A 21,324-nucleotide genomic window follows, 5' to 3' on the forward strand; every position below is an offset into this window, starting at 1 on the left:
CGGTTAACCCATGGCTACACCGCGCGTCGTCCTGATCACCAAAGCTGACTGCCACCTTTGCGAGGAAGCGCGCGACGCCGTGGGCCGGGTTACTGCCGCATTGGGCCTTGAGTGGACCGAAGAGTTGGTGGACAACCAGCCGGAGCTGCGGGACCGGTACGCGGAGGAGATTCCGGTGGTGCTGGTGGACGGTGTGCAGCGCGATTTCTGGAAGATTGACGAGATCCGTTTGGAACGCGTTCTGCAGCGGGCCATGGCGCAGTAGGGAAGCAGTACCGGTGATGTGGCGGGCATCGTTGCTTCCTGCTTTATTTCCCCCTGCTTTGTTGGCTACGGCGGGAGGGCTCTAAAGTGGAGTCACAACGCGATGCGAGGGAGGGACTGGTGGCTTCGCTGGATTCAACCCCCCAGGCGGTCCCGGACCTTCCGGAGACCACGGGCACGCCGGCCAAACAGATTCCGCCCGCTGCGGTGGCCCGGCTGACGCTCTATCTGCGCGCCCTGAACTCCCTGCTGGCCGAGGGGGTGGAGCGCGTCTCCTCTGAATCCCTCGCCGAAGCCTCCGGCGTCAGCTCTGCGACGCTCCGCAAGGACCTGTCCCACGTTGGCTCTTACGGCACCCGCGGGGTGGGCTACGAGGTCCAGTACCTGAGCCGGCACATCGCCGCGGCGCTTGGCCTGACCCATGACTGGAAGGTCGCCATCGTCGGCGCCGGCAACCTCGGCAAGGCCCTGGCACGGTACGGCGGCTTCGAATCCCGCGGCTTTGATGTTGTGGCCATCTTCGACGCCGACCAGATGGTGGTGGGCAACGAAGTGGGCTGGCTGCGGGTCAGCGACGTGGCGGACATGGAAACCGTCCTGCACCGGACCGGGGCCAACATGGTGGTGCTGGCGTTGCCGGCCGCGGTGGCGCAGGACGTCTGCGACCGGGTGGTGGCCGCCGGAGTGCACAGCATCCTGAGTTTCGCCCCCGTGATGCTGCAGGTACCGGAGGGGGTCAACCTCCGCAAGGTGGATATGGCCACGGAACTGCAGATCCTGGCCTACCACGCACAACGGGCGCAGGCCCCGGAGCAGACTGCCTGATTCCGGCAGTTCCGGAACCCACGCCCGCAGGTGTGGGAAATGCTTGGTTACCGGCCGTAGGGGTTGCCCATGCCGCCGCCGTACGGGTTGGCGAAGGGCTGCGGCTTCCGGAAGTACGGAGCGGACGCCGGCAGGTACAGCAGCACGATCGCGGCGATCCCCAGCAGGGTGCCGAGGGTGCCAAGCGAAGGAACGCCGAACAGACCGAAGATGGACAGCGCCGCGAACACGGTGCCCAGGATGCGGGCCCAGTTCTTGCCCTTCCGGATGAAGAACGCCACCAGCAGGTACAGCCCGGCGCCGATGATGGCGAACACCACCAGCGTGCCGGCGATGACGCCCTTCATGTCCTCGTAGGTGACTCCCGCTCCGGTGCCCTCCACTTGCTGCTCGAAGGTCTGGCGGAACACCGGGTCATCGAGCTGGGTGAGGCCGGTGAGCATCGAGATCACGAAAATCGCGGCCGAAGCGATCAGCAGCCAGAACGAGATATTGACCAGCTGCGGCACACCGGTGCTGCCCGCGGCCTGCGGCTGCTCGGACGGGTACTGGGCGTAGGGGGACTGGCCGTAGGGCTGCTGGCCATACGGCTGCTGTCCGTAGCCCGGCGCCTGCGGCGGGTTCTGGCCATACTGGGGAGCGTTCTGGCCGAACTGGGGGGCGTTTTGCCCATACTGGGGTGCGCCGGACTGCCCGTACTGGGGGGCGTTCTGACCGTACTGGGGCGGGTTCTGCCCGGGCTGCTGGCCGTACTGCGGAGCGTTCTCACCGTAGCGCGGCTGCTGGTTGCCCTGCTCGGGGTCGTTGGGCACGGGAGGCGGGACGGGAGGATTACTCATGAGCTGTCCTTTTGCATGTCGGGATCCAGGTGGGCTGCCGGGTTTCGGTCCTGCGCCCTACCCCCAGCATGGCTTAAGTCCACCGTACCCCCGGACCGGCCGCTTGGGGGTCATTCCAGGGAGGTATTCCGCCCGCCGTTCCGCGGATACGCCTGCTTAAACGCAGATGACTGCCGCGCCGCTCAGCTGTTGCCGCGCGTGGTGCCGGCAGCAGCGAACCATGCCTGTGACCGGGGCAGCCACAGCAGGACCGTTGCTGCAAGGCTGATAAGGAAGCCTGTCCAGTTGCCGCCCTGCCCTATACGCATCGCCAGGTTGGCCAGCGCCAGGACCAGGGTAACGGCGGTGAGGATGGTAAGGGCCAGCCGGGCCCACTGCCTTCCTGCCTTCATCCGCAAGGCAAAGACGATCTGTGCGGTGCCCACGGCGGCCGCCAACAACATCAGCAACAGGACCCCGAGGGCCGCGCCGGGCGCTGCGGCAAAGAGGGTCAGTGACGCGAGCATGCCGAGCAGTCCGCCGAGCAGGCCGAGGATGCCGCCGACGAACCAGATCCAGAAGGAGACCTTGAGTTCGGTGGGAAGGCCGGCCACCGAGAACATCGCGGCGAAACCGTTGCGGGATCTGGCATCCTCAAAGTTGCTCATGGCCCTCACTGTAGCCGCGCCACGGGTTTTAGTACCCCGGCGGCGGGCCCGTGAGCGCAGTGACTTCGCGGTTCGTTGCGCAGGGACTGCCCCTGCGCAACGAGTTCTGGCTTCACGGTGCAGGGTGGGACAAAACGGCGGCACGACCTAAAAACGGAAACCCCGGCCCCGGCCGAAGCCGGTGCCGGGGATTCCGTTTAATCCGGGTTCTTCAGGTGAAGAAACCTGACCGTTGAAGAATTAGGCCGCGGGGGCGATGAAGGCGAGCTCGAGGTTGATGGCAACCTTGTCGCTGACCAGCACGCCGCCGGTCTCGAGGACTGCGTTCCAGGTCAGGCCGAAGTCCTTGCGGCTGATGGTGGTTTCGGCGGAGACGCCGGCGCGGGTGTTGCCGAACGGGTCCACGGCCACACCGTTGAACTCGGTCTCGAGGGTGACGGGACGGGTGACGCCCTTGATGGTCAGGTCGCCGGACAGTTCGTAGCTGTTGCCCTTGGACACCAGGCCGTTGGAGACGAAGGAGATTTCGGGGAACTTCTCCACGTCGAAGAAGTCCTCGCCCTTGACGTGGCCGTCGCGGTTGGCGTCGCCGGAGTCAAAGCTGGCGGTGTTGATGGTGGCGCTGATCTTGGAATCGGCCACGTCCTCGGCGAGGTCAAGGGTGGCGGCGGCTTCCGTGAACTGGCCGCGGACTTTGCTGATGCCGGCGTGGCGGACGGTGAAGCCGATCTCGCTGTGGGAGTTGTCGAGGGTCCAGGTGCCGGTGGTGACGTCTGCGGGAAGTGCCATGATGTTGCTCCTTAGGAGTGATGCCTGTTTGTCGGGTGTACGTGTTGAAGCTTCATCTGTTGAAGCCTCAACTAACTGCTGCATCTACTATAAACATGCATTTGCATCTTTTGTTCCCGATCCCGGAACATTTCTTCATAAACTTCAGTTCTACTCTTTGTAGAAAGAACGGGTAGAAGATTTCGGATCGCACGCCATCTTTGAGAAACTGGTAAACATGCCCCAAGCCACTGTCCATCTGCTCCGCCACGGCGAGGTCCACAACCCTGACGGCGTTTTGTACGGAAGGCTGCCCGAATTCCACCTCTCCGAGCTGGGGCAGGAGATGGCCCGCATGCTCGCCGAGCACTTCCGGCAGCGCGCTGCCGGCGGCGCCCGCATCACTTACCTGGCGGCCTCGCCGCTTGACCGCGCGCAGGAAACTGCCCGGCCGACGTCGGAAGCCCTGCAACTGCGGATCCACACGGACGAGCGGATCATCGAAGCGGAGAACTACTTCGAGGGCATGAAGGTCACCAAGGCTGAACTCCGCCGGCCCAAGCACTGGCCGCGCCTGGTTAATCCCCTGCGGCCTTCGTGGGGCGAACCGTATAAGCAGCAGGCCGCCCGGGTCATGGCAGCCGTGCAGGAGGCGCGCCTGCGCGCCATCGAGCTGGCAGACGGCGAGTTCGGGACGGACGGACCCGAGGCGATCATGGTCAGCCACCAGCTCCCCATCTGGGCAACCCGGCTCAGTGCCGAAGGCAAGCCCCTGTGGCACGATCCGCGCAAGCGCGAGTGCACCCTTACCTCCATCACGTCGCTGGTGTTCGACGACGACGGCGCACTTGTGCGCGTTATGTACAGCGAACCCGCGGCGTCCCTTCTTCCCGGTGCCGCCAGCACCCCTGGAGCCTAGAAGTGACTGACAGCAACAATCCGGCCGTACGGGCGGCCTCCCGCCGCAGCGTCCTGACTGCCGGCGGCTTCGCGCTGGCCGCCCTCACCGTGGGCCTCTCGGGCTGTGCCCAGCAGGATGCCCTCGCCGAGCAGGCCAGGGCAGGGGACAACAAGAACTACGTTGCCGGCGACGGCTCCGTCACGGAGTTCGCTGCCGCGGACCGCAAATCCGCCGTGCAGGTCAACGGGACACTGTTCAACGGCACTGCCGTGACGCCGTCGGACTTCCAGGGCAAAGTGACCGTGCTGAATTTCTGGTTCGCCGCCTGCGCCCCTTGCCGGGTGGAAGCGCCCATCCTCGAGGAGCTCCACCAGGAGTTCAAGCCCCAGGGCGTGCAGTTCTACGGCGTCAACCTTCGCGATGAGAAAGCCACCGCGGAAGCCTTCGAGAAGTCCTTCAACGTGACCTACCCCAGCTTTGACGACAAGGACGGCGGCGTCCTCCTGGCCGTCTCCGGGCTGGTTCCCCCCGGAGCCGTCCCCACCACGCTGGTGCTGGACAAGCAGGGACGCGTGGCCTCCCGCGTCCTGGGCGAAATCCAAAAGGGCACCCTGAAGGCCCTCATCGCTGCCGCCGTGGCCGAGTAGCCGTGAACAGCCCCTTCGCCGAAGCCATCCTCAACGGCTCGCTCCTCCTTGCCATTCCGGTGGCGCTGCTGGCCGGACTGGTCTCCTTCCTGTCCCCGTGCGTCCTGCCGCTGGTGCCGGGCTACCTCGGCTACGTCACGGGCTTATCCGGCGTGGACCTGGAAAAGCAGAAGCGCGGCCGGATGCTGGTGGGCATTGGCCTGTTCGTGCTGGGTTTCTCCGTCATCTTCGTCCTGCTGGGCGGTGCGTTCGGTCAGCTGGGCAGCCTGATCACCGGCCCGCAGAACGCCTGGATCACCCAGCTCCTGGGCATCCTGGTGATGGTGATGGGCATCGTGTTTATGGGCGGCTTCGGCTGGCTGCAGCGTGATGCCAAGATCCATGCCAAGCCGCCGGCCGGGCTGTGGGGCGCGCCGCTGCTGGGCCTGACCTTCGGGCTCGGCTGGGCGCCCTGCATTGGGCCAACCTACTCCGCGGTCCAGCTCCTGAGCCTGTCCGGCGGCTCGTCCGCGGCGAAGGGTGCCTTCCTGGCCTTTGTGTACAGCCTGGGGCTCGGGATCCCGTTCCTGCTGATCGCCCTGGCGCTGCGCCGGGGGATGGGCGTGATGGCGTTCTTCCGCAAGCACCGCCTGGCCATCCAGCGTACCGGCGGGGGCATCCTGGTGCTCCTTGGCCTGCTGATGGCCAGCGGCGTCTGGGGAACCTGGGTCACCGGGCTGCAGTACTGGTTCCAAACCGATGTGAAGTTGCCGATCTGATGAGCGAGCGTGTGAACGTAAAGAAAAAGTCCTCCACCCCGGTAGCTGAGGCCAAGGCTGACGCTGCGCTGCCGGCGTTGGGGCCCGTGGGCATGCTCCGCTGGGCCTGGACCCAGCTGACCAGCATGCGCACCGCGCTGTTCCTGCTGCTGCTCCTCGCCGTCGCGGCGGTCCCCGGGTCCCTGTTCCCGCAGCGGCCGGCCAACCCGTCCGTGGTCACGCAGTACATCAAGGACAACCCGGACTACGGCAAGCTGCTGGACACCTTTCAGCTGTACGACGTCTACTCCTCGGCCTGGTTCTCGGCCATCTACCTGCTGCTGTTCATCTCCCTGATCGGCTGCGTGGTGCCGCGCGCCATCGCCCACTACAAGGCCATGCGCTCCCAGCCGCCACGGACCCCCGCGCGGCTTTCGCGCCTGCCCGAATACGGCACGCTGGTCATTCCGGCCGACGCCGGGATCCCGGCGTCGGAAGCCATCACCAGTGCCGCCGGGCTGCTGAAGAAGCGCGGCTACCGCGTGGAGGTGCGCGACGCCGACGGCGGACGCCCCTCCCTCGGTGCCGAGCGCGGCTTCGCTAAAGAGGTGGGAAACCTCGTGTTCCACACCTCGCTGATCGGGGTGCTGGTGTCAGTGGCCGTCGGCGGACTGTTTGGCTACAGCGGCCAGCGCATCCTGGTGGAGGGCGATACGTTCGTGAACACCCTGGTGGGTTACGACCAGTTCACTCCGGGCACCAATTTCCAGTCCGGCCAGCTCCAGCCCTACTCCCTCCAGCTGGACAAGTTCGACATCACGTTCGACCGCGAATCCCAGGGCAAATTCGGCCAGCCCATCGACTTCTCCGCCGCCGTGACCACCAAGGAAAACCCGGAAGCGCCGGCCAAGCAGGAAATCCTCAAGGTCAACGATCCCGTCACCCTGGGCGGCACCAGCATCTACCTCACCGGCAACGGCTACGCCCCGGTGGTGACCATCAAGGACGGCGCCGGCAACGTGGCCATGCAGGGCCCGGTGGTGGCCAAGCTGCAAGGGGACAACTACTACTCGTCCGTGGTGATCAAGGTCCCCGACGCCAAACCGGACCAGTTGGGTTTCGCCGGCTTCTTCCTGCCCACCGCGTTCGTCTCCAATGAGGGCGTTTCCTTCAGCGGCGATCCTGAGCTGTTCAACCCGCAGCTGACCCTGAACTCCTACTACGGGGACCTTGGCCTGGATGCCGGATCCCCGCAGAACGTCTTCGAACTGGACGTCAAGGACCTGACCCCGCTGAACGCCCGCAACCTTGACGCCGGCGGCATCACCCTGGCCCCCGGAACCAGCTACACGCTCCCGGACGGCAAGGGCACCATCAGCTTTGACGGCGTGAAGCGCTACATCGGGGTGGACATCCATCACAACCCAGGCCAGCTCTACGCCCTGATCTTTGCGCTCCTGGCCGTAGCCGGCCTGATCCTGTCCCTGTACGTCAACCGCCGCCGCGTCTGGATCCGTACCGGTACCCACGAGGACGGCCGCACCATGGTGGAATACGGGCTCCTGGCCCGCGGCGAAGACCACCGGCTCGCCGGTGAAGCGGATGCCGTCCGGAAGCTGCTGTCCGTGGAGTGGCAGCTGGCTGAAAATGCGGACTCCGGCGAATCACAGCAAACTCCCAGCCGTGTCCCCGATAATGACGCAGGCGCTGCCATCACCGCCCCACGCACCCCAGCCGGCCCCTCCGGGCCCGAAAAGGACCAGTAATGCCGTTCGGAATCAACGAAACCATGGGCCAGTACAGCGAGCTTTTTATGCTGCTGGCGGCCGGCACGTACACGGTGGCCTTCATCGCTTTCGCTTGGGACCTTGCCAAGAGCAGCAAGGCCCTGCGGGCCATCGACCTCAAAGCCGCGCAGGCTGAAGAGTCGGTCAAGGTGCCGGCCATTGCAGGCGCGGGGAGCCGGAGTGAGTCCCACCTGGCCGGACCGGCGGGCAGGGCTGAACGGCCGTCGTCGTCCACTGCCCGTCCGGCAGGCGCAGGGGGCGGGGGAGCCATCACCGCCGACGGCGATATGCGTTACGCCGCCGAACGGCGCGCCCCCGCACGGGTGGCCGTGGCGCTGACCGTCCTGGGCGCAGTGATCCACGGCGCCGGCGTGCTGACCCGCGCCCTGGGCGCCGGCCGCGTGCCGTGGGGCAACATGTACGAATTCCTCACCACCGGTGCATTCGTGGCCATTGCCGTCTTCCTGCTGGTGCTGATCCGGCGCGACCTGCGGTTCCTCGGGACGTTCGTAGTGGGCCTGGGCATCATCATGCTGGTGGCTGCCTCGGTGGCGTACTGGACCCCGGTGGGGCACCTCGTCCCCGCCCTGCAGAGCTACTGGCTGATCATCCACGTGTCCATCGCCGTGCTCTCCTCTGCGCTGTTCACCCTGACGTTCGCCATGTCCGCCCTGCAGCTGGTCCAGTCCCACCGGCAAAAAACCGTTGCAGCCGGGGGTGCGGACAAGCTCGGCTTTATGCGCCTGGTGCCGTCCGCGCTGAGCCTGGAAAACCTGTCCTACCGGATCAACGCCATTGCCTTCATCGGCTGGACGTTCACCCTGATGTTCGGTGCCATCTGGGCGGAAAAGGCGTGGGGCCGGTTCTGGGGCTGGGACACCAAGGAAGTATGGACCTTTGTGATCTGGGTGGTTTACGCAGGCTACCTCCACGCGCGCGCAACCCGCGGCTGGACTGGAACACGTGCGGCCTGGCTCTCGATCGTCGGCTACCTGTGCGTCATCTTCAACTTCACTATCGTGAACCAGTTCTTCAACGGGCTTCACTCGTACTCCGGGCTCTGAACAGGGGTTTCTTCCGTAACTCGGGGGAGCCGCAGGAAAATAACCAATCGGTGTAGCAATAGGGGTGTTCGCCGTCGTGCCGTGATGCTACCTTGGTGACGTTCGCCAGTGATGAAGCTTGCAGGCGAAACGCGAGTTTTTCCTGAGGTTCCCATGAACTACGTTCTCGCCATTGATGTCGGGACCAGCTTCACCGCTGCCGCCGTGGTCAGATTTGGCCAGGAAGCTTCCCCTGCTCCCGAGTCCCTGCCGCTGGGCCTCCGCGGTGCAGCAGTGCCGTCGGTGCTGTACTACCCGGAGACAGGCTCCCTGCTGGTGGGGGAGGCGGCAGAACGCCGCGGACTCGATTCCCCCGGCCGGGTGGTGCGCGAATTCAAGCGCCGCGTCGGTGATGCTGTCCCCATTTCGGTGGGGGATTTGTCACTGCCTGCCGAAGACGTCTTCGCCACGATGGCCCGCTGGGTAGTGGACCGGGCCACGGAGCGCGAGGGAGCTCCGCCGTCGGAAGTCATCCTCACCCACCCCGCTGCCTGGGGCAGCCACCGGATTTCCGTGATCCTGGCGGCCCTTGCCGCCAAAGGCCTGGACCACGTTTCGCTCGTCCCCGAACCGGAGGCGGCGGCCCTGTACTACGCCTCGCAGGTCCGGGTAGAGGCCGGCAGCACCATCGCCGTCTACGACCTTGGCGGCGGAACCTTTGACACCGCTGTCCTGCGGAAGGCTGGCGGCAACCGGTTCCAGCTGGTGGGGCGCCCAGAGGGAATCGAGAACCTGGGTGGCGCCGACTTCGATGCGGCGGTATTCCGCTACGTCGCCGGGCACACCGGCGACGTCCTGTCCGCGCTTGACCTTGCCGATGCAGGCGTGCGCGGTGCCCTGGGAAGACTGCGGCGCGAATGCGTGGAAGCGAAGGAAGCGCTGTCCTCGGACAGCGAGGCCAGCATTTCCGTGCTCCTGCCCGGCTTCCAGCAGCAGATCCGCCTGGTGCGCGCAGACTTTGAAGCGCTGATTGAGGATTCGGTCCGCGATACAGTCGAGGCGCTGGAGCAGTCGCTGGCGCAGCTGGAGCTGGAACCGGAGGACCTCTCCGCCGTGCTGCTGATTGGCGGATCATCACGGATCCCGCTGGTGGCTCAACTGATCTCCGAAACGCTGGACCGGCCCATCGCCGTGGACGCCGACCCCAAATCCTCCATCTGCCTCGGTGCCGCGGTGTCCGCGGTGCTCGCCCGGGCGGAGGCCCAGGCAGCGGCCGGTGAGACGCCGACAGAAGCGGTTCCCTCCCCGGAGGTCAGCGGGCACGTGGCCCACCATGCCAGCTGGTCACGCAAGGGTACGGCGACGGGCGGCGCCCTTTCAGCAGCCGCCGCCGCTGCTGCCCACGGCCACGGCCACGGCGGCGCGCACGCGCCTAAGCCGACCGTCCGGCTGACGGCAATTGCAGCCGCCGCAGCCTTGGTGACCGTCCTTACTGCCACTGCGGCGCAGAGTCCGGCAGGGTTGAGTGAGCTGACAGCCATCTTTGCGCCCGGGGAGGCGGGCGCGGCTGCTGACGAGGGCCCTGCTGCTGCCGACGCGGGCGGTTCAGGCGGCGGCGGAGGCGGCGCGGGTGCGCCGGCGGCTGCGGCAGCGGGCGTGCCATTGGCCGGCATCGAAGCCGGGGTGAACAAAAGGGCCGAGGCGGCCAGCGTAGTGGGCCTCGACGTGGAGGCTTCTCCCACCAGCCGGCCGTCCCAGGAAGCGGCAGCAGGGAACGGCCCGGCAGGATCAGACGGCGCTGCTGCCGGTTCAGGAGCCGGCGCCGGTGGAAGCGGGGGTTCCGCGGGCGGCGGTACTGCTGCCGGAACCACCAATCCCACCGGGACACCAACCGTCATTGATCCGGTGACCGGCCAGCCGGTGCCGACAACGACTGATCCGGTGACGGGCCAGCCGGTGCCGACAACGACTGATCCGGTGACGGGCCAGCCGGTACCGACCACAACTGATCCTGCAACGCCGACGCCGACGCCCACTGATCCGGTGACGGGTCTGCCGACGACTGATCCTACGACGCCAGTACCGACAACCCCGGTTCCTGATCCCACCACAACGCAAGCGCCCCCGCCTCCGCCGGTCACCACGGAAGCGCCGCCCCCGCCTCCACCGGTCACCACGGAAGCGCCGCCACCGCCGCCTCCCGCAACTACGGTGGCGCCGGCACCCGCCCCGGAACCTGTTGTCACGGCGTCGGCCACCGTGATTGCTCCGCCTCCTGTAGTGGAGCCGGCTCCCACCATCGCACCCACCCTGACGGAGCCGGTGACACCCGTTCCCACCGTGCCGGCGGTCTAGGATGGTTGGCCATAATTCACACGCGGAAGGCCATGTTTTCCTGGCGTCGGAATTGAACCCCGGCCAATCGCCCCACGCTGCCGAACAGATGGCCAGGCAGCTCAAAGGCGAAAACGCGGCGGTCCGCGAGCTCCTGCTGGCGCTGTCCGTAGGTTTCGTATTACCGGGTCCGTTGCCAGCGGACTTGCAGCGGAAGATTGACGGCTGCGAGGTGGAAAGCCTTGACGCCCTGGTGAAGTGGGCGGAATCCACCGGGTTGCTGGCTCCGGACGGGACGGTGGTGGGGCCGGCCCAGCATGCCCTGCTGACCGTGGCGTCAACGGCCAGGGTGCATGCACTCCAGCGTGAACTCGTGTCCACGTATGCGGCGGACGGCCAGCCGCTCGGAGACCTCGCCCGCGAGCTGGCCCGTGGCGGCCTGGCCGACTCCCGCGTCGCGCTCGAGCTGGAACACGCGGCTGACAAGGCCCTGGAACATGATCCAGGACTGGCCGTCCAGCTCTACGACGAGGCCCTGCTGGCCGGTGCCGATGACATTGCCATGGCAGCACGGCGTGCCCAGGCTGCTGCAGCCGATGGGGACCTGGATACGGCTGCCCGGATCATCGACACCCTCCTGGTGTGCACTGATCCTCCCGACGTTCGCCGCGGCGTGGATGTTGCGGCGGCAGTGTGGGCGCAGCGGGGGATGCTCGCCCGCGGAGCCGACGCCTACAGCTGGCTCGGTGCGGCAAGGGTAGGACCCTCCGCGCCCATGGCCGCCGTCGCCATGATCGGCTGCGGCAATTTAGCCGGTGCCGCCTCTTTGTTCCGGGCAGACGCCCCGCCGGCAGCTCCCACGCTGCTGGCGGCGGCCCTCGCGGAAACCGGGAAAGGCATCCTTGAGTCGCTGGCCCAGGACCCGCACCAGGCGCTCCCGGTGCTGATCCACGCCTCGGACATGCTCAACGCCGCGGGCACAGCCCTTCCCCTTCCGGACACCCCGGCAGCACTGGCCGCGCTCCTCGCCCTGCACCATGGGGAACCCCACCTGGCTGAAACAGTGTGCCGGTCGGCCGCAGCCGCTGGCCAGGGCGGAAACGCCGCCAAGCCAAGGCTCTTCCTGCTGCAGGCATGGTCGCTTATGCAGCAGGACAAGGTGGACGACGCCCGGCTTGCCATCAATGAGGCCTCTAAGGCGAACCCCTGGCCACTGGTCCCGCGCGATGAATTCCTGTGCGCGGCGCTGGAAGTGGGGCTCGCACGGCGGAACGGCGAAATCCCGGAACTCATCCTGGCCTGGGAGCGGGCGCGCGAAGCGATGCTGCACACAGCGGTGGACCTCTACAGCCTGTTGCCGTGGGGAGAGCTGATGATCGCTGCCGCCCGGCTTAGGGAGACCCGCAGGGTGGCGTATTACCTGGACGAGGCGAACCAGCTTTTGGGGCGCGTTGGTGATGCGCCCCTCTGGGCGGTGCCGTTCCACTGGGCAGCCGTCCAGGCGGCGCTGCTCAGCGAGAGCCCGGCAGATCTTGCGCCGCACGCCGCCGCGCTGGCACGGGCGGCGAACCACAGCCACCTCGCCGCCGTCCTCGCCCGCGCAGGCAAGGCCTGGGTTTCGGTGCTGGCAGGGAACTTCCAGCCTGCAGATGTTGAGGCGGCAGCGCGGAGCCTGGGCAGGGTAGGCATGCCGTGGGAAGGCGCCAGGCTGGCCGGACATGCAGCGGCGCGCGCCGAAGAACGCAAGGACATGGTGCGTCTGCTGTCCTGCGCCAGGGATCTTCACCCGCAGTCCAACCCGGGCGGAAACGGAACCGCTCCCGTTGCGGAGTCCGGCACCCCGGCGGCCGAAGCGGCCAACGGCATGCATCCGGACGGCTCGGGTTTGAGCGAGCGGGAAAAGGAAGTGGCACGGCTGGTGCTGGAAGGCAAGACGTACCGGGAGATTGGGGAGGCAATCTACATTTCCCCGCGGACTGCCGAACACCACATCGCCCGCATGCGGCGCCGCCTCGGAGCTGAAAGCCGCTCCGACCTGCTGGCCAGGCTGCGGCTGGCCCTGGCCCCCGAAACCCCCGAACAGGAATGAGCCCCTAAAGCCCCTAACGGACCTGCCGGCGGTTGCCCGGAAGGGGGAATCGCCGGCAGGGGGAAATGGACCGATGCCCGGTCCCCGGAGGTAACCCTACGTTTGATTCAAGCCCGGTAAGGACGCCGGGCGATCCGCAACTTTCGAGAAGATTGAGGACCATCAAATGACACTCGCAAACGATCTCGTCCAGTTCCTGATGCAGCTCTTCGGCGACCGCCAGGCCGCCCAGGATTTCCTGGATGATCCGGAACGCGTTCTTGAAGACCATGGCCTTGGGGGCGTCTGCTCGGCTGACGTTGACGCAGCCATGCCGGTTGTCCTGGACTACGCACCGGTCACGATCAACGCTTCGCGGTTCGACCGGGACTACAACACCGGCGGCAACAGCGCCAGCACCGACCATAACGGTGGCGGCGGTTACACCCCGCCGCCGGCCGGTGGCGGGCACGGCGGCGGGCACCACGATAACGACGACCATGCACACGCCATCCAGCAGCTGCACCATGTGGTGAACAACTACTCCTACACCTCCACGGTGGACGACCGGGACACCATCACCGACCAGTCGGTCAACCAGAACATCTGGGCTGACGGCGACGTCCGGCAGTGGTTCGACAACGATTCCGTGGTGGCCTCGGGCGACCGCGCCATCGCAGCCGGCGACGACGCGGACGTTGAGGATTCCAACAACATCGAGGACTCCTACAACACGGACAACTCAACGGATAACTCGACCGACAACTCCATCAACGCCGGACGCGATGCCAGTGTTGGCAACACGGACACGGATATCGACGACTCCTTCAACACGGATCTGGATGTCGATGTTGAGGATTCGTTCAACGACGACCACTCGACGAACACCGAGGTCGAAATCGACGATTCCTTCAACGATGAGAGCGTAGAAATCGACGAGTCCTTCAACAGGGACGAGTCCATCAATACCGACGTCGACGTGGATGTTGAGCTGGAAGACTCCTTCAACACCGAGGAGACCACCAATAACGTCACCCTCACGGACTCCTTCAACGAGGAGACCACTGAAGTCGACGTTGAGCTGGAGGATTCCTTCAACGACACCACCAACACTGCGACAGATTCTTTCAACCCGATCGAGGTCGAGGATTCCTTCACGGTGGAGGATTCCTTCACCCAGGAGTCGAGCACGGAAGTGAATGTAGAGGAAGTCAACGCCGCAGTCGCCGGCGACGACGCCACCATCGAGAACTAGTCTCGGGGTACGGCAGGCGCCCGGCAGGAGGCATCCACCTCCTGCCGGGCTCTTCCCGGCCCACCCCTCGTTCCCGATCAAGACCAGAGGCAAAGGACACGCTGTGGCAGAAGCAGGACAGGCCAAACCAACAACACCGGCGACGGCAGCGCAACTCGTAAGGCTGGTTGAGCACGGCCTCGAACTGACAGGCACAGGAGACCGCGCGGATCTTCGTAAACGCCTCGACCACACGTTGAAGAGGTTGAAAGACCCCAGCATCCGCGTGATCGTTGTGGGCGAATTCAAGCAAGGCAAAAGCAAGCTCATCAACGCTCTCGTGAACGCCCCGGTATGTCCTGTCGACGACGACATCGCCACTTCCGTCCCCACTGTTGTCCGCTACGGTGACACGGCTTCCGCTGCCATCCTTGTTCCCAAGGGGGACTCTGACGCCGGCGACGAAACCACCATAGAACGCCGGCCAGTCCCCATCGCCGACTTGCCCTCCTATGTTTCCGAGCGGGGCAACCCCGGAAACACCAAAAAGCTTGTGGCGGGTGAGGTGTACCTGCCTCGCAAACTCCTTACGGGCGGCCTTACCGTCATTGACTCTCCGGGCGTAGGGGGACTGAACTCCTCCCACACCCTGTCCACGCTCACCGCGCTGCCCACCGCCGATGCCATGCTGCTGGTGTCGGACGCGTCGCAGGAGTACACCGAACCGGAGTTGCGCTTCCTGCGCCAGGCCATGCGTATTACCCCCAGCGTTGTGGGTGTCCTGTCCAAGACCGATATTTACCCGGACTGGCGGCGCGTCCAGGACATCGACAGGGGGCACCTGGCCCAGGTGTCCCCGGACATTCCGCTGTTTGCCGTCTCCTCGGACCTCAGGCTCGAAGCCGCACGCCTTCAGGACGCTGAATTGAATTCAGAATCCGGCTTCCCCCGCCTGATCACGCACGTCCGGGACGAAATCGTGGGCAAGGCGCAGCGCCTTCAGCGCCGCTCCGTCAGCCAGGACCTGCTGTCGGTCGCCGAGAACCTCCGCCTGTCGCTGCAGTCGGAGCTCGAAGCACTGGAAAACCCTGAGAACACGCCGAAAATGCTCGCCGGCCTTGAAGCGGCCAAGGCGGAGGCTGACGAGCTTCGCAAACGGTCCGCAAGGTGGCAAATCACCCTTAACGACGGCATCAGCGACCTGATCGCCGATATGGAGTACGACCTGCGGGACCGCCTCCGCCGCATCCAGCGCGAGGCCGAGGCAGCGATCGACCTCGGCGATCCGGGACCCACCTGGCCGCAGTTTTCCAAGTGGCTCGAAGAGTGCGCTGCGGCGGCCATATCGGACACGTTTGTCTGGACCAGCGAGCGGGCGCAGTGGCTGGCCGCCCAGGTGGCCGAGCATTTTGCGGCGGACGAGGTGACCCTTCCCGTCCTTCACGTCTCGGATTCAGGCGACGCGCTCGACCCGGTGGACGATATGCCCACGCTCGACGACGGCCGCGTCAATGCCATGCAAAAAGTGTTGATCGGCATGCGCGGGTCTTACGGCGGCGTGCTGATGTTCGGCCTTATCACCGGGATCTTCGGCATGGCCCTCATCAATCCACTCTCCGTGGGCGCCGGCCTCCTGCTGGGGCGCAAGGCCTACCGGGAGGACAAGGAAGCCCGGCTCAAGCGGCGCCAGGCCGAGGCTAAGGCCCTGGTGCGGCGCCAACTGGACGACGTGACCTTCCAGGTGGGCAAGCAGTTGAAGGACCGGCTGCGGCTGGTCCAGCGTTCCACCAGGGACCACTTCACGGAGATCGCGGACGAGCACCACCGCTCCCTGGCGGATTCAGTGTCAGCGGCCCAGAAAGCCGCCACGACTTACACCCTGGAAAAGGACGTACGCATCCGCGAGATCAAGGCTGAGCTCAAGAAGGTTGACGCCCTGACCCGCGCTGCTGAGGCGGTGGCCGCCGAAGTGGCCGCAAGCGCAGCGCGGGCCGCCAAGCCTGCACCCTCGGACTCCGAGCCGCCAACAGGCCCAGCCCGCACGTTGGAGGTGGCACCGGCTGTGGCGGCGGTGGGATGACGGCCTCAACCATTGAGGGGGTGGCGGACCTCGTAGGGCAGGCCCTGGACGTCTACAAGGACGACCCGGCAGCTGTGGCATTGTTGCAGGGCTATGCCAGGAGGCTGGATGAACCGCTGCGCATCGCCGTCGCCGGCATGGTCAAGGCCGGGAAGTCCACCCTCCTCAACGCCATCCTCGGCGAAGAAATTGCGCCCACGGATACTGCTGAATGCACCCGGATCGTCACCTGGTACCGCTATGGCCACACACCCCGGATCACCCTCTATCCCGTCAACGGCGAACCCCGGAGCCTTCCTGTCAAGCGCGTGGACGGCCGCCTGGTGTTTGTCCTGGGCGACATCACAGCGGACGATGTTGACCGGCTCGATGTGGAATGGCCGTCGCCGGGCCTGCGGGACATGACCCTGATCGATACCCCGGGCATCGCGTCACTTTCAACGGACGTGGCGGCACGGTCCACCACCTTCCTCACCCCGGCGGACACGCCGTCCGAAGCCGACGCCATCATCTACCTGATGCGCCACATGCACGCGTCCGACTTGCGGTTCCTCGAGTCGTTCAAGGACACCGAGGCGGGGAGGTCCGGAACCGTGAATGCCCTGGCTGTGCTCTCCCGGGCAGATGAGGTGGGCGCCGGGCGGATCGATTCCCTCCTCTCCGCCGGGGAAATCGCCGAAAGATACCGCCGGGACCACAGCCTGCGGAAGCTGGCCTTGGGGGTGGTCCCGGTGGCCGGGCTCCTGGCGCAGAGCGCCCGCAGCATGCGCCAGGCCGACTTCGAGGCCCTCCAACTGCTGGCCGGAATGGAACGGAAAGACCGGGAAAAGCTGCTGCTGTCCGCGGACCGGTTCCTGCGCTCCGCAGGGCCGGAGGGATTGACGACGGCGGCGCGCGCCTCGCTGCTGCAGAGGTACGGCGTGTTCGGCATCCGTTTGGCAGTGGTCCTCATCCGCAACGGGTTTTCCGAGCCCACGCCGCTGGCGCACGAACTCGCCCGGCGCAGCGGACTGCACCCGCTGCTTGACTTGCTGGGGCGCCAGTTCCAGGCCCGCGCCGACGCACTCAAGGCAAGGACAGCGCTGGTGGGCGTGGAAACGCTGCTGCGGACGTCTCCCCGCGAAGGAACCGGCCAGCTGGCAGGGGCACTGGAACGGCTGCAGGTCAACGCCCACGAGTTCCGCGAACTGAGGCTGCTGGCTACGCTGAGGACCACCGGCACCACCCTTCCCGCGGAACTTGCAACTGAAGCCGAAGGCCTGATCGGAGGCTGGGGTGCAGCGTCACATGTGCGGCTGGGGCTGGACGCCGATGCAGGCCCGGACCAGCTGGTTGCCGAAGCACGCCGCCGGCTGGACCGTTGGCATGCCCTGGCGGAAAACCCGTTCACCGACCGTTCCGCCGTCGAAGTCTGCAGGGTGGTCATCCGCAGCTGCGAGGCCGTGGTCGCTGAATGCGCCCAGCTGGCGGGGCAGCCTGCCTAGCGTCAGGACGTCAGCGTCAGTACATCTAGCGGCCGGACTTCAGCCAGGCGTTGGCGGAGGGCATAAAGAAGAACACCAGTCCGGCAACAGCCAGCAGGAGACCAAGGCCCCAGAGCAGCACCACATAGCTGCCGGCATCGCCGTCGGGAACCAGGAAGGCAGCGGCCACCAGCAGGACCACGGCGTGCCCGGCCAGCAGGAGGAGCAGCACCCACCTTGCCCAGCCCCTGCGGCCCATCACCACGCCCAGCATGGCGGCCTCCAGCAGGATCACCAGGAGGACAGCACCCAGGCTGCCCCAAAAGACCACGGCCGTTGCCGTGGTGACGGCCTCGGCATCCCCGCCCTGCGCCATCCCCTCCACTACGGCTTTCAGCCGCTCGAGATGCGAATCGCGGGTCATGAAGGATCCGGCGAGGACGGCAAGTCCCGCTACGAAACTGAAAATCCACAGCAGCCTCGCGTTCCGGACGCTGCGCGGCGCCTCCGGGACGGCGAGGATGGGTGCGGGGGCGGACCAGGACACACCGGGCCTGGGCGGAGGCGCAGGCGGTCCTGAGGGTGAAGGCGGCGCTGCGGCCCCCTTGGCGGTGGTCCGCAGCCGGTCTTCTCCCTCAGGTTCCTGAACCATAAGCCCCTACTTAAGTTCGTCGGTATCGTGCTCGTCTGTTTCGTGCTTGCCGGTTTCGTGCTTGTCCATGCCGCCGGCCTTGCCGTCGCCGTGATTCTTCGCCTTGGCGTCCATTTCCTCCTTGAGCCGCTTCAGGCGCTCCGCTTCTGCCTGGTTGCGCCGGCGCGCTTCAAGGTTGCGGAGGAAGTCCGGATCATCGTCCGGCGCGGTGGGATGGCGCTGGCTCTGCTGGGGGGAGCTGCCGCGCGGCCGGCCGATGAGGAGCCAAAGGATTGCGCCGATCACGGGCAGGACAATCATGACCACAATCCAGGCCGGTTTGGAGATTCCCCGGGTGAGTCGCCCATCAGTGCGGATCACGTCCACGAGGCCATACACAAAGATGACGAGGACTGTCACGGCCAAAGCCACACGGAGGAGCATGCCATTAAGTCTATCGTCAGGAGGCGCGGGGGCCTTCGGCGGGAGGCGGCTAAACTTGAATAGTGGCCTTTTTGAAATATTCCCTGATCCGCCTGGCACTCTTCGCGCCCCTGTTTGTGGTTTTTATGCTCCTGCAGCTCGGTGTGCTGATGTCCGTCATCTGCGCAGCACTGATCGCCTTCGCCGTGAGCTACCTGTTCTTCCAGAAGCAGCGGGACGCGGCAGCAGCAGCCCTGCACCAGCGTTTTTCCGGCAAGGCCAAGCCGCTGCGTTCAGCGGGCGAAGTGCAGGACGCGAACGCCGAGGACGCGCTCCTGGACGCCAACCCGGACATCGCCATCAGCAATGACGCCAAGGACCCCAAGCGTCCGTAGCGGCACCCAATAGGCAACAGCCGGCCGGCAACAGCAGGCGGGCAGCAGCAAAAGCCTAGAAGCCGTGGCTGAGCACCAGGCCCAGCGAGAACAGCAGGCTGTACCCGAGGTTGATCAGCCCGGTCTGCTTCAGGACGGGGATCAGGCTCTTGCGTTTGCGGCCATTGATCATCAGCCACGCAGGCATCAGGCAGGCCGGAATCAGCAGCAGGACAATCAGCATCCACGGCCGTCCCGGGGCCAGGATCACCACCAGCATGATGGCCACGGCAAGCATCAGCACGTAGCTTTCGCGGGCATGCTTGTCGCCCAGTCGCACGGCCAGGGTTTTCTTGCCGGCCTGGATGTCGGTGGGGATATCCCGGACGTTGTTGGCCATGAGCAGCGCCGTGGCGATCAGCCCGGTGCCGATCGCACCGATGATGGCCGGAAGGTTGATTTGCCCTGCCTGGGTATAGGTGGTTCCCAGTGTGGCCACCAGCCCGAAGAACACAAACACAAACACGTCGCCCAGGCCCATGTAGCCGTAGGGGTTTTTGCCGCCGGTGTAGCCCCAGGCCGCCATCACGCAGCCCAGGCCCACCAGGATCAGCCACCAGCTTTGGGTGATCACCACCAGGACCAGGCCAAACACCATGGCGGCAGCAAACGTACCGAAAGCGGCATATTTGACGTGTTCGGGCTTCGCGGCGCCTGAACCGACCAGGCGGAGCGGGCCCACCCGGTCATCGTCCGTGCCGCGGATGCCGTCCGAGTAGTCATTGGCGAAGTTCACGCCCACCTGGAGCAGGAGTGCCACGAGCGCCGCGAGGATGGCGTTGAACAGGAGGAACGAATCCATCTCGTAGGCGGCGGCGGAGCCGATCAGCACCGGCGCAATCGCAGCGGGCAGCGTCCGGAGTCGGGCGCCTTGGATCCATTGTGCGGCTGTGGCCACGGTCAGTACCTCGCGTTGGTTTGGGGAAGGCGGCAGGATGGGGGTCCTGCCAGGTGGTGCAGGTCTACTCTACTTTCCCTCGTGCAGGGCGTTGAGTTCGGCGGCCATGGCCAGCCGGTCCGGCTTTCCGTTCGGCAGCATGAGCAGCGCGGGGGCGGCGAGCACGGTTTTGGGCGCCAGGATGCCCAGGGTCCGGTGCCATTCCTGTTCAAGGACGACGGCGTGGTCCCGGCTGGGTGCGTCATCGCCGCTTTCGGAGGCGGTCCCGGTACCCGTCCCGGGGCCTTCTGCGGCCAGTGCCACGTAAGCCGCCACGGCCTGGCCCCATTCCGCGGACGGGACGCCCGCCACAAAAGCCGCGGCCACGGCGTCGGACTTTTCCAGCTGTTCCTGCACGTGCGCGGCAGACACTTTGATGCCACCGGTGATGATCACGTCATCGACGCGGCCCAGGACGGTGAGGCGGCCGTCCTCGTCGATGGTGCCGAGGTCGCTGGTGCGGTACCAGCGCACGCCGTCCTCTTCGAAGAAGGTGCCGGACTCCTGGTCCGGGGCTTCCAGGTAGCCGGCGGCGATGGTGTCGCCGCCCAGCAGGATCCGGCCGTCCCCGTCCACCCGGACCGAGACACCTTCCAGCGGAAACCCGTTGTAGATGCAGCCGCCGGAGGTCTCGGCGGAACCGTACGTGGTGACCACGCGGACGCCCGCATCCCTGGCAGCGGCCAGCAGCGAAGCGGAAGCAGGAGCCCCACCCAGCAGGACGGCATTGAAGCGGCGGAGCGCAGCCAGTGTTTCCGGTGACGGATCCTCCAGCAGCCGCTGCAGCTGGGTGGGGACCAGGGAGGTGAACCGGATCTTATCGGTCAGCTCCAGGGCTGCCGCGGTGAAGGCTTCGGGGGTAAACCCGCCGGACATGTCCATCACCCACGGGCGGGTGCCGGCGAAGAGGGAACGGACCAGGACCTGGATGCCCGCGACGAACTGCAGGGGCAGCGCCAGCAGCCACTGGCCCTCGCCCTTGAGCGCCAGGGCCGTGGCCATGGAGGACGCGGCCAGGGATTCAACGGTGAGGACGGTGGCCTTGGGGGTCCCGGTGGAACCGGACGTGCGGACCACGGCGACGGCGTCGTCGCAGCCGGGGGTTTCCACGTGGCCCACCATCAGGTGGCCTTGGTCGTTGACGGAAAGTTCCACCGCAGGGCCTTCACCGTGAAGGGCTGCAGCAAGGGCCTTCAGCGCGGGATCGATGTTGAGGGCGCCGCTGATGCGGGCGCCGGCAGGTTCGGTACTCATGGCCGGTC

General features: G+C 66.2%; 20 protein-coding genes. 13 read left to right on the top strand and 7 right to left on the bottom strand.

The features are described 5' to 3' along the window. Positions 1-10 precede the first annotated feature (10 nt). Positions 11-265 carry a glutaredoxin family protein gene (locus tag ARTSIC4J27_RS03825; protein ID WP_050053881.1) on the top strand — a complete coding sequence of 85 codons (255 nt, stop codon included), beginning with the start codon at positions 11-13 and terminating at the stop codon, positions 263-265. A gap of 119 nt (positions 266-384) precedes the next feature. After that, positions 385-1,089: a redox-sensing transcriptional repressor Rex gene (locus ARTSIC4J27_RS03830; protein WP_050053882.1), complete on the top strand. Its 705-nt coding sequence runs from the start codon at positions 385-387 to the stop codon at positions 1,087-1,089. Positions 1,090-1,136: 47 nt separating this feature from the next. On the opposite strand, the gene ARTSIC4J27_RS03835 is transcribed toward ARTSIC4J27_RS03830, so the two are convergent. The 3 genes from ARTSIC4J27_RS03835 to ARTSIC4J27_RS03845 form a co-directional block, all read right to left on the bottom strand. Next, positions 1,137-1,928 (bottom strand): heme-copper oxidase family protein, encoded by a 792-nt coding sequence (locus ARTSIC4J27_RS03835; protein WP_050053883.1) that lies wholly within the window; start codon positions 1,926-1,928, stop codon positions 1,137-1,139. Positions 1,929-2,110: 182 nt separating this feature from the next. Then, positions 2,111-2,575, bottom strand: coding sequence for a hypothetical protein (locus ARTSIC4J27_RS03840; RefSeq protein ID WP_050053884.1), 465 nt, complete (start codon positions 2,573-2,575; stop codon positions 2,111-2,113). Between the two features lie 240 nt (positions 2,576-2,815). After that, positions 2,816-3,364 (bottom strand): YceI family protein, encoded by a 549-nt coding sequence (locus ARTSIC4J27_RS03845; protein WP_050053885.1) that lies wholly within the window; start codon positions 3,362-3,364, stop codon positions 2,816-2,818. A 217-nt stretch (positions 3,365-3,581) separates the two neighbouring features. Here ARTSIC4J27_RS03845 and ARTSIC4J27_RS03850 point away from each other — a divergent pair, with 217 nt between their 5' ends. The 10 genes from ARTSIC4J27_RS03850 to ARTSIC4J27_RS03895 all read left to right on the top strand — a co-directional run bounded on the left by ARTSIC4J27_RS03850 (position 3,582) and on the right by ARTSIC4J27_RS03895 (position 17,658). Continuing rightward, positions 3,582-4,262 (top strand): histidine phosphatase family protein, encoded by a 681-nt coding sequence (locus tag ARTSIC4J27_RS03850; protein ID WP_050053886.1) that lies wholly within the window; start codon positions 3,582-3,584, stop codon positions 4,260-4,262. Positions 4,263-4,264: 2 nt separating this feature from the next. Further along, a complete protein-coding gene (locus ARTSIC4J27_RS03855) occupies positions 4,265-4,891 on the top strand; it encodes a TlpA family protein disulfide reductase (RefSeq protein ID WP_050053887.1) in 627 nt (208 codons plus the stop codon). A gap of 2 nt (positions 4,892-4,893) precedes the next feature. Then, the gene (locus ARTSIC4J27_RS03860) at positions 4,894-5,649 is read left to right on the top strand and encodes a cytochrome c biogenesis CcdA family protein (RefSeq protein WP_050053888.1); all 756 of its coding nucleotides are present in this window, start codon (positions 4,894-4,896) and stop codon (positions 5,647-5,649) included. After that, a complete protein-coding gene (gene resB / locus ARTSIC4J27_RS03865; RefSeq protein ID WP_050053889.1) occupies positions 5,649-7,394 on the top strand; it encodes a cytochrome c biogenesis protein ResB in 1,746 nt (581 codons plus the stop codon). The genes ARTSIC4J27_RS03860 and resB overlap by 1 nt, the downstream gene beginning before the upstream one ends. After that, positions 7,394-8,479: a c-type cytochrome biogenesis protein CcsB gene (gene ccsB / locus ARTSIC4J27_RS03870; protein ID WP_050053890.1), complete on the top strand. Its 1,086-nt coding sequence runs from the start codon at positions 7,394-7,396 to the stop codon at positions 8,477-8,479. Before resB ends, ccsB begins: the two co-directional genes overlap by 1 nt. Before the next feature lie 153 nt (positions 8,480-8,632). Continuing rightward, a complete protein-coding gene (locus ARTSIC4J27_RS03875) occupies positions 8,633-10,813 on the top strand; it encodes an Hsp70 family protein (protein WP_050053891.1) in 2,181 nt (726 codons plus the stop codon). A gap of 1 nt (position 10,814) precedes the next feature. Next, entirely contained in the window at positions 10,815-12,881 is a 2,067-nt protein-coding gene (locus ARTSIC4J27_RS03880) for a LuxR C-terminal-related transcriptional regulator (RefSeq protein WP_050053892.1), read from the top strand. Between the two features lie 166 nt (positions 12,882-13,047). Beyond that, positions 13,048-14,115 carry an IniB N-terminal domain-containing protein gene (locus tag ARTSIC4J27_RS03885; protein WP_050053893.1) on the top strand — a complete coding sequence of 356 codons (1,068 nt, stop codon included), beginning with the start codon at positions 13,048-13,050 and terminating at the stop codon, positions 14,113-14,115. A 103-nt stretch (positions 14,116-14,218) separates the two neighbouring features. Further along, positions 14,219-16,174 carry a dynamin family protein gene (locus tag ARTSIC4J27_RS03890; protein WP_083435299.1) on the top strand — a complete coding sequence of 652 codons (1,956 nt, stop codon included), beginning with the start codon at positions 14,219-14,221 and terminating at the stop codon, positions 16,172-16,174. Beyond that, positions 16,171-17,658 (top strand): dynamin family protein, encoded by a 1,488-nt coding sequence (locus tag ARTSIC4J27_RS03895; protein WP_050053894.1) that lies wholly within the window; start codon positions 16,171-16,173, stop codon positions 17,656-17,658. The genes ARTSIC4J27_RS03890 and ARTSIC4J27_RS03895 overlap by 4 nt, the downstream gene beginning before the upstream one ends. 25 nt (positions 17,659-17,683) lie before the next feature. Here ARTSIC4J27_RS03895 and ARTSIC4J27_RS03900 read toward each other — a convergent pair whose 3' ends face one another. Together ARTSIC4J27_RS03900 and ARTSIC4J27_RS03905 are read right to left on the bottom strand one after the other, a co-directional pair. After that, a complete protein-coding gene (locus ARTSIC4J27_RS03900) occupies positions 17,684-18,289 on the bottom strand; it encodes a hypothetical protein (RefSeq protein ID WP_235436516.1) in 606 nt (201 codons plus the stop codon). A 6-nt stretch (positions 18,290-18,295) separates the two neighbouring features. Then, positions 18,296-18,712 carry a PLD nuclease N-terminal domain-containing protein gene (locus ARTSIC4J27_RS03905; protein ID WP_050053896.1) on the bottom strand — a complete coding sequence of 139 codons (417 nt, stop codon included), beginning with the start codon at positions 18,710-18,712 and terminating at the stop codon, positions 18,296-18,298. A gap of 62 nt (positions 18,713-18,774) precedes the next feature. Between ARTSIC4J27_RS03905 and ARTSIC4J27_RS03910 the strand changes: the two genes are divergently transcribed. Next, complete coding sequence (locus ARTSIC4J27_RS03910) at positions 18,775-19,086, top strand: DUF4229 domain-containing protein (protein WP_200900745.1); 312 nt, start codon at positions 18,775-18,777, stop codon at positions 19,084-19,086. A gap of 55 nt (positions 19,087-19,141) precedes the next feature. On the opposite strand, the gene ARTSIC4J27_RS03915 is transcribed toward ARTSIC4J27_RS03910, so the two are convergent. Together ARTSIC4J27_RS03915 and ARTSIC4J27_RS03920 are read right to left on the bottom strand one after the other, a co-directional pair. Then, positions 19,142-20,023, bottom strand: coding sequence for a 1,4-dihydroxy-2-naphthoate polyprenyltransferase (locus ARTSIC4J27_RS03915; RefSeq protein ID WP_050053898.1), 882 nt, complete (start codon positions 20,021-20,023; stop codon positions 19,142-19,144). A gap of 69 nt (positions 20,024-20,092) precedes the next feature. Beyond that, on the bottom strand, positions 20,093-21,316 hold the full coding sequence (locus ARTSIC4J27_RS03920; RefSeq protein WP_050053899.1) for an AMP-binding protein: 1,224 nt from the start codon (positions 21,314-21,316) through the stop codon (positions 20,093-20,095). Positions 21,317-21,324 lie beyond the last annotated feature (8 nt).

Origin of the sequence: Pseudarthrobacter siccitolerans, assembly GCF_001046895.1 — a bacterium.
Taxonomy (GTDB): Bacteria; Actinomycetota; Actinomycetes; order Actinomycetales; family Micrococcaceae; genus Arthrobacter; species Arthrobacter siccitolerans.

Coding starts and splice junctions, on each gene's coding strand:
- ARTSIC4J27_RS03895 (WP_050053894.1), top strand. CDS start 16,171: ATGACGGCCTCAACCATTGAGGGGGTGGCGGACCTCGTAGGGCAGGCC.
- ARTSIC4J27_RS03905 (WP_050053896.1), bottom strand. CDS start 18,712: ATGCTCCTCCGTGTGGCTTTGGCCGTGACAGTCCTCGTCATCTTTGTG.
- ARTSIC4J27_RS03850 (WP_050053886.1), top strand. CDS start 3,582: ATGCCCCAAGCCACTGTCCATCTGCTCCGCCACGGCGAGGTCCACAAC.
- ARTSIC4J27_RS03920 (WP_050053899.1), bottom strand. CDS start 21,316: ATGAGTACCGAACCTGCCGGCGCCCGCATCAGCGGCGCCCTCAACATC.
- ARTSIC4J27_RS03835 (WP_050053883.1), bottom strand. CDS start 1,928: ATGAGTAATCCTCCCGTCCCGCCTCCCGTGCCCAACGACCCCGAGCAG.
- ARTSIC4J27_RS03885 (WP_050053893.1), top strand. CDS start 13,048: ATGACACTCGCAAACGATCTCGTCCAGTTCCTGATGCAGCTCTTCGGC.
- ccsB (WP_050053890.1), top strand. CDS start 7,394: ATGCCGTTCGGAATCAACGAAACCATGGGCCAGTACAGCGAGCTTTTT.
- ARTSIC4J27_RS03840 (WP_050053884.1), bottom strand. CDS start 2,575: ATGAGCAACTTTGAGGATGCCAGATCCCGCAACGGTTTCGCCGCGATG.
- ARTSIC4J27_RS03875 (WP_050053891.1), top strand. CDS start 8,633: ATGAACTACGTTCTCGCCATTGATGTCGGGACCAGCTTCACCGCTGCC.
- ARTSIC4J27_RS03825 (WP_050053881.1), top strand. CDS start 11: ATGGCTACACCGCGCGTCGTCCTGATCACCAAAGCTGACTGCCACCTT.
- ARTSIC4J27_RS03880 (WP_050053892.1), top strand. CDS start 10,815: ATGGTTGGCCATAATTCACACGCGGAAGGCCATGTTTTCCTGGCGTCG.
- resB (WP_050053889.1), top strand. CDS start 5,649: ATGAGCGAGCGTGTGAACGTAAAGAAAAAGTCCTCCACCCCGGTAGCT.
- ARTSIC4J27_RS03845 (WP_050053885.1), bottom strand. CDS start 3,364: ATGGCACTTCCCGCAGACGTCACCACCGGCACCTGGACCCTCGACAAC.
- ARTSIC4J27_RS03900 (WP_235436516.1), bottom strand. CDS start 18,289: ATGGTTCAGGAACCTGAGGGAGAAGACCGGCTGCGGACCACCGCCAAG.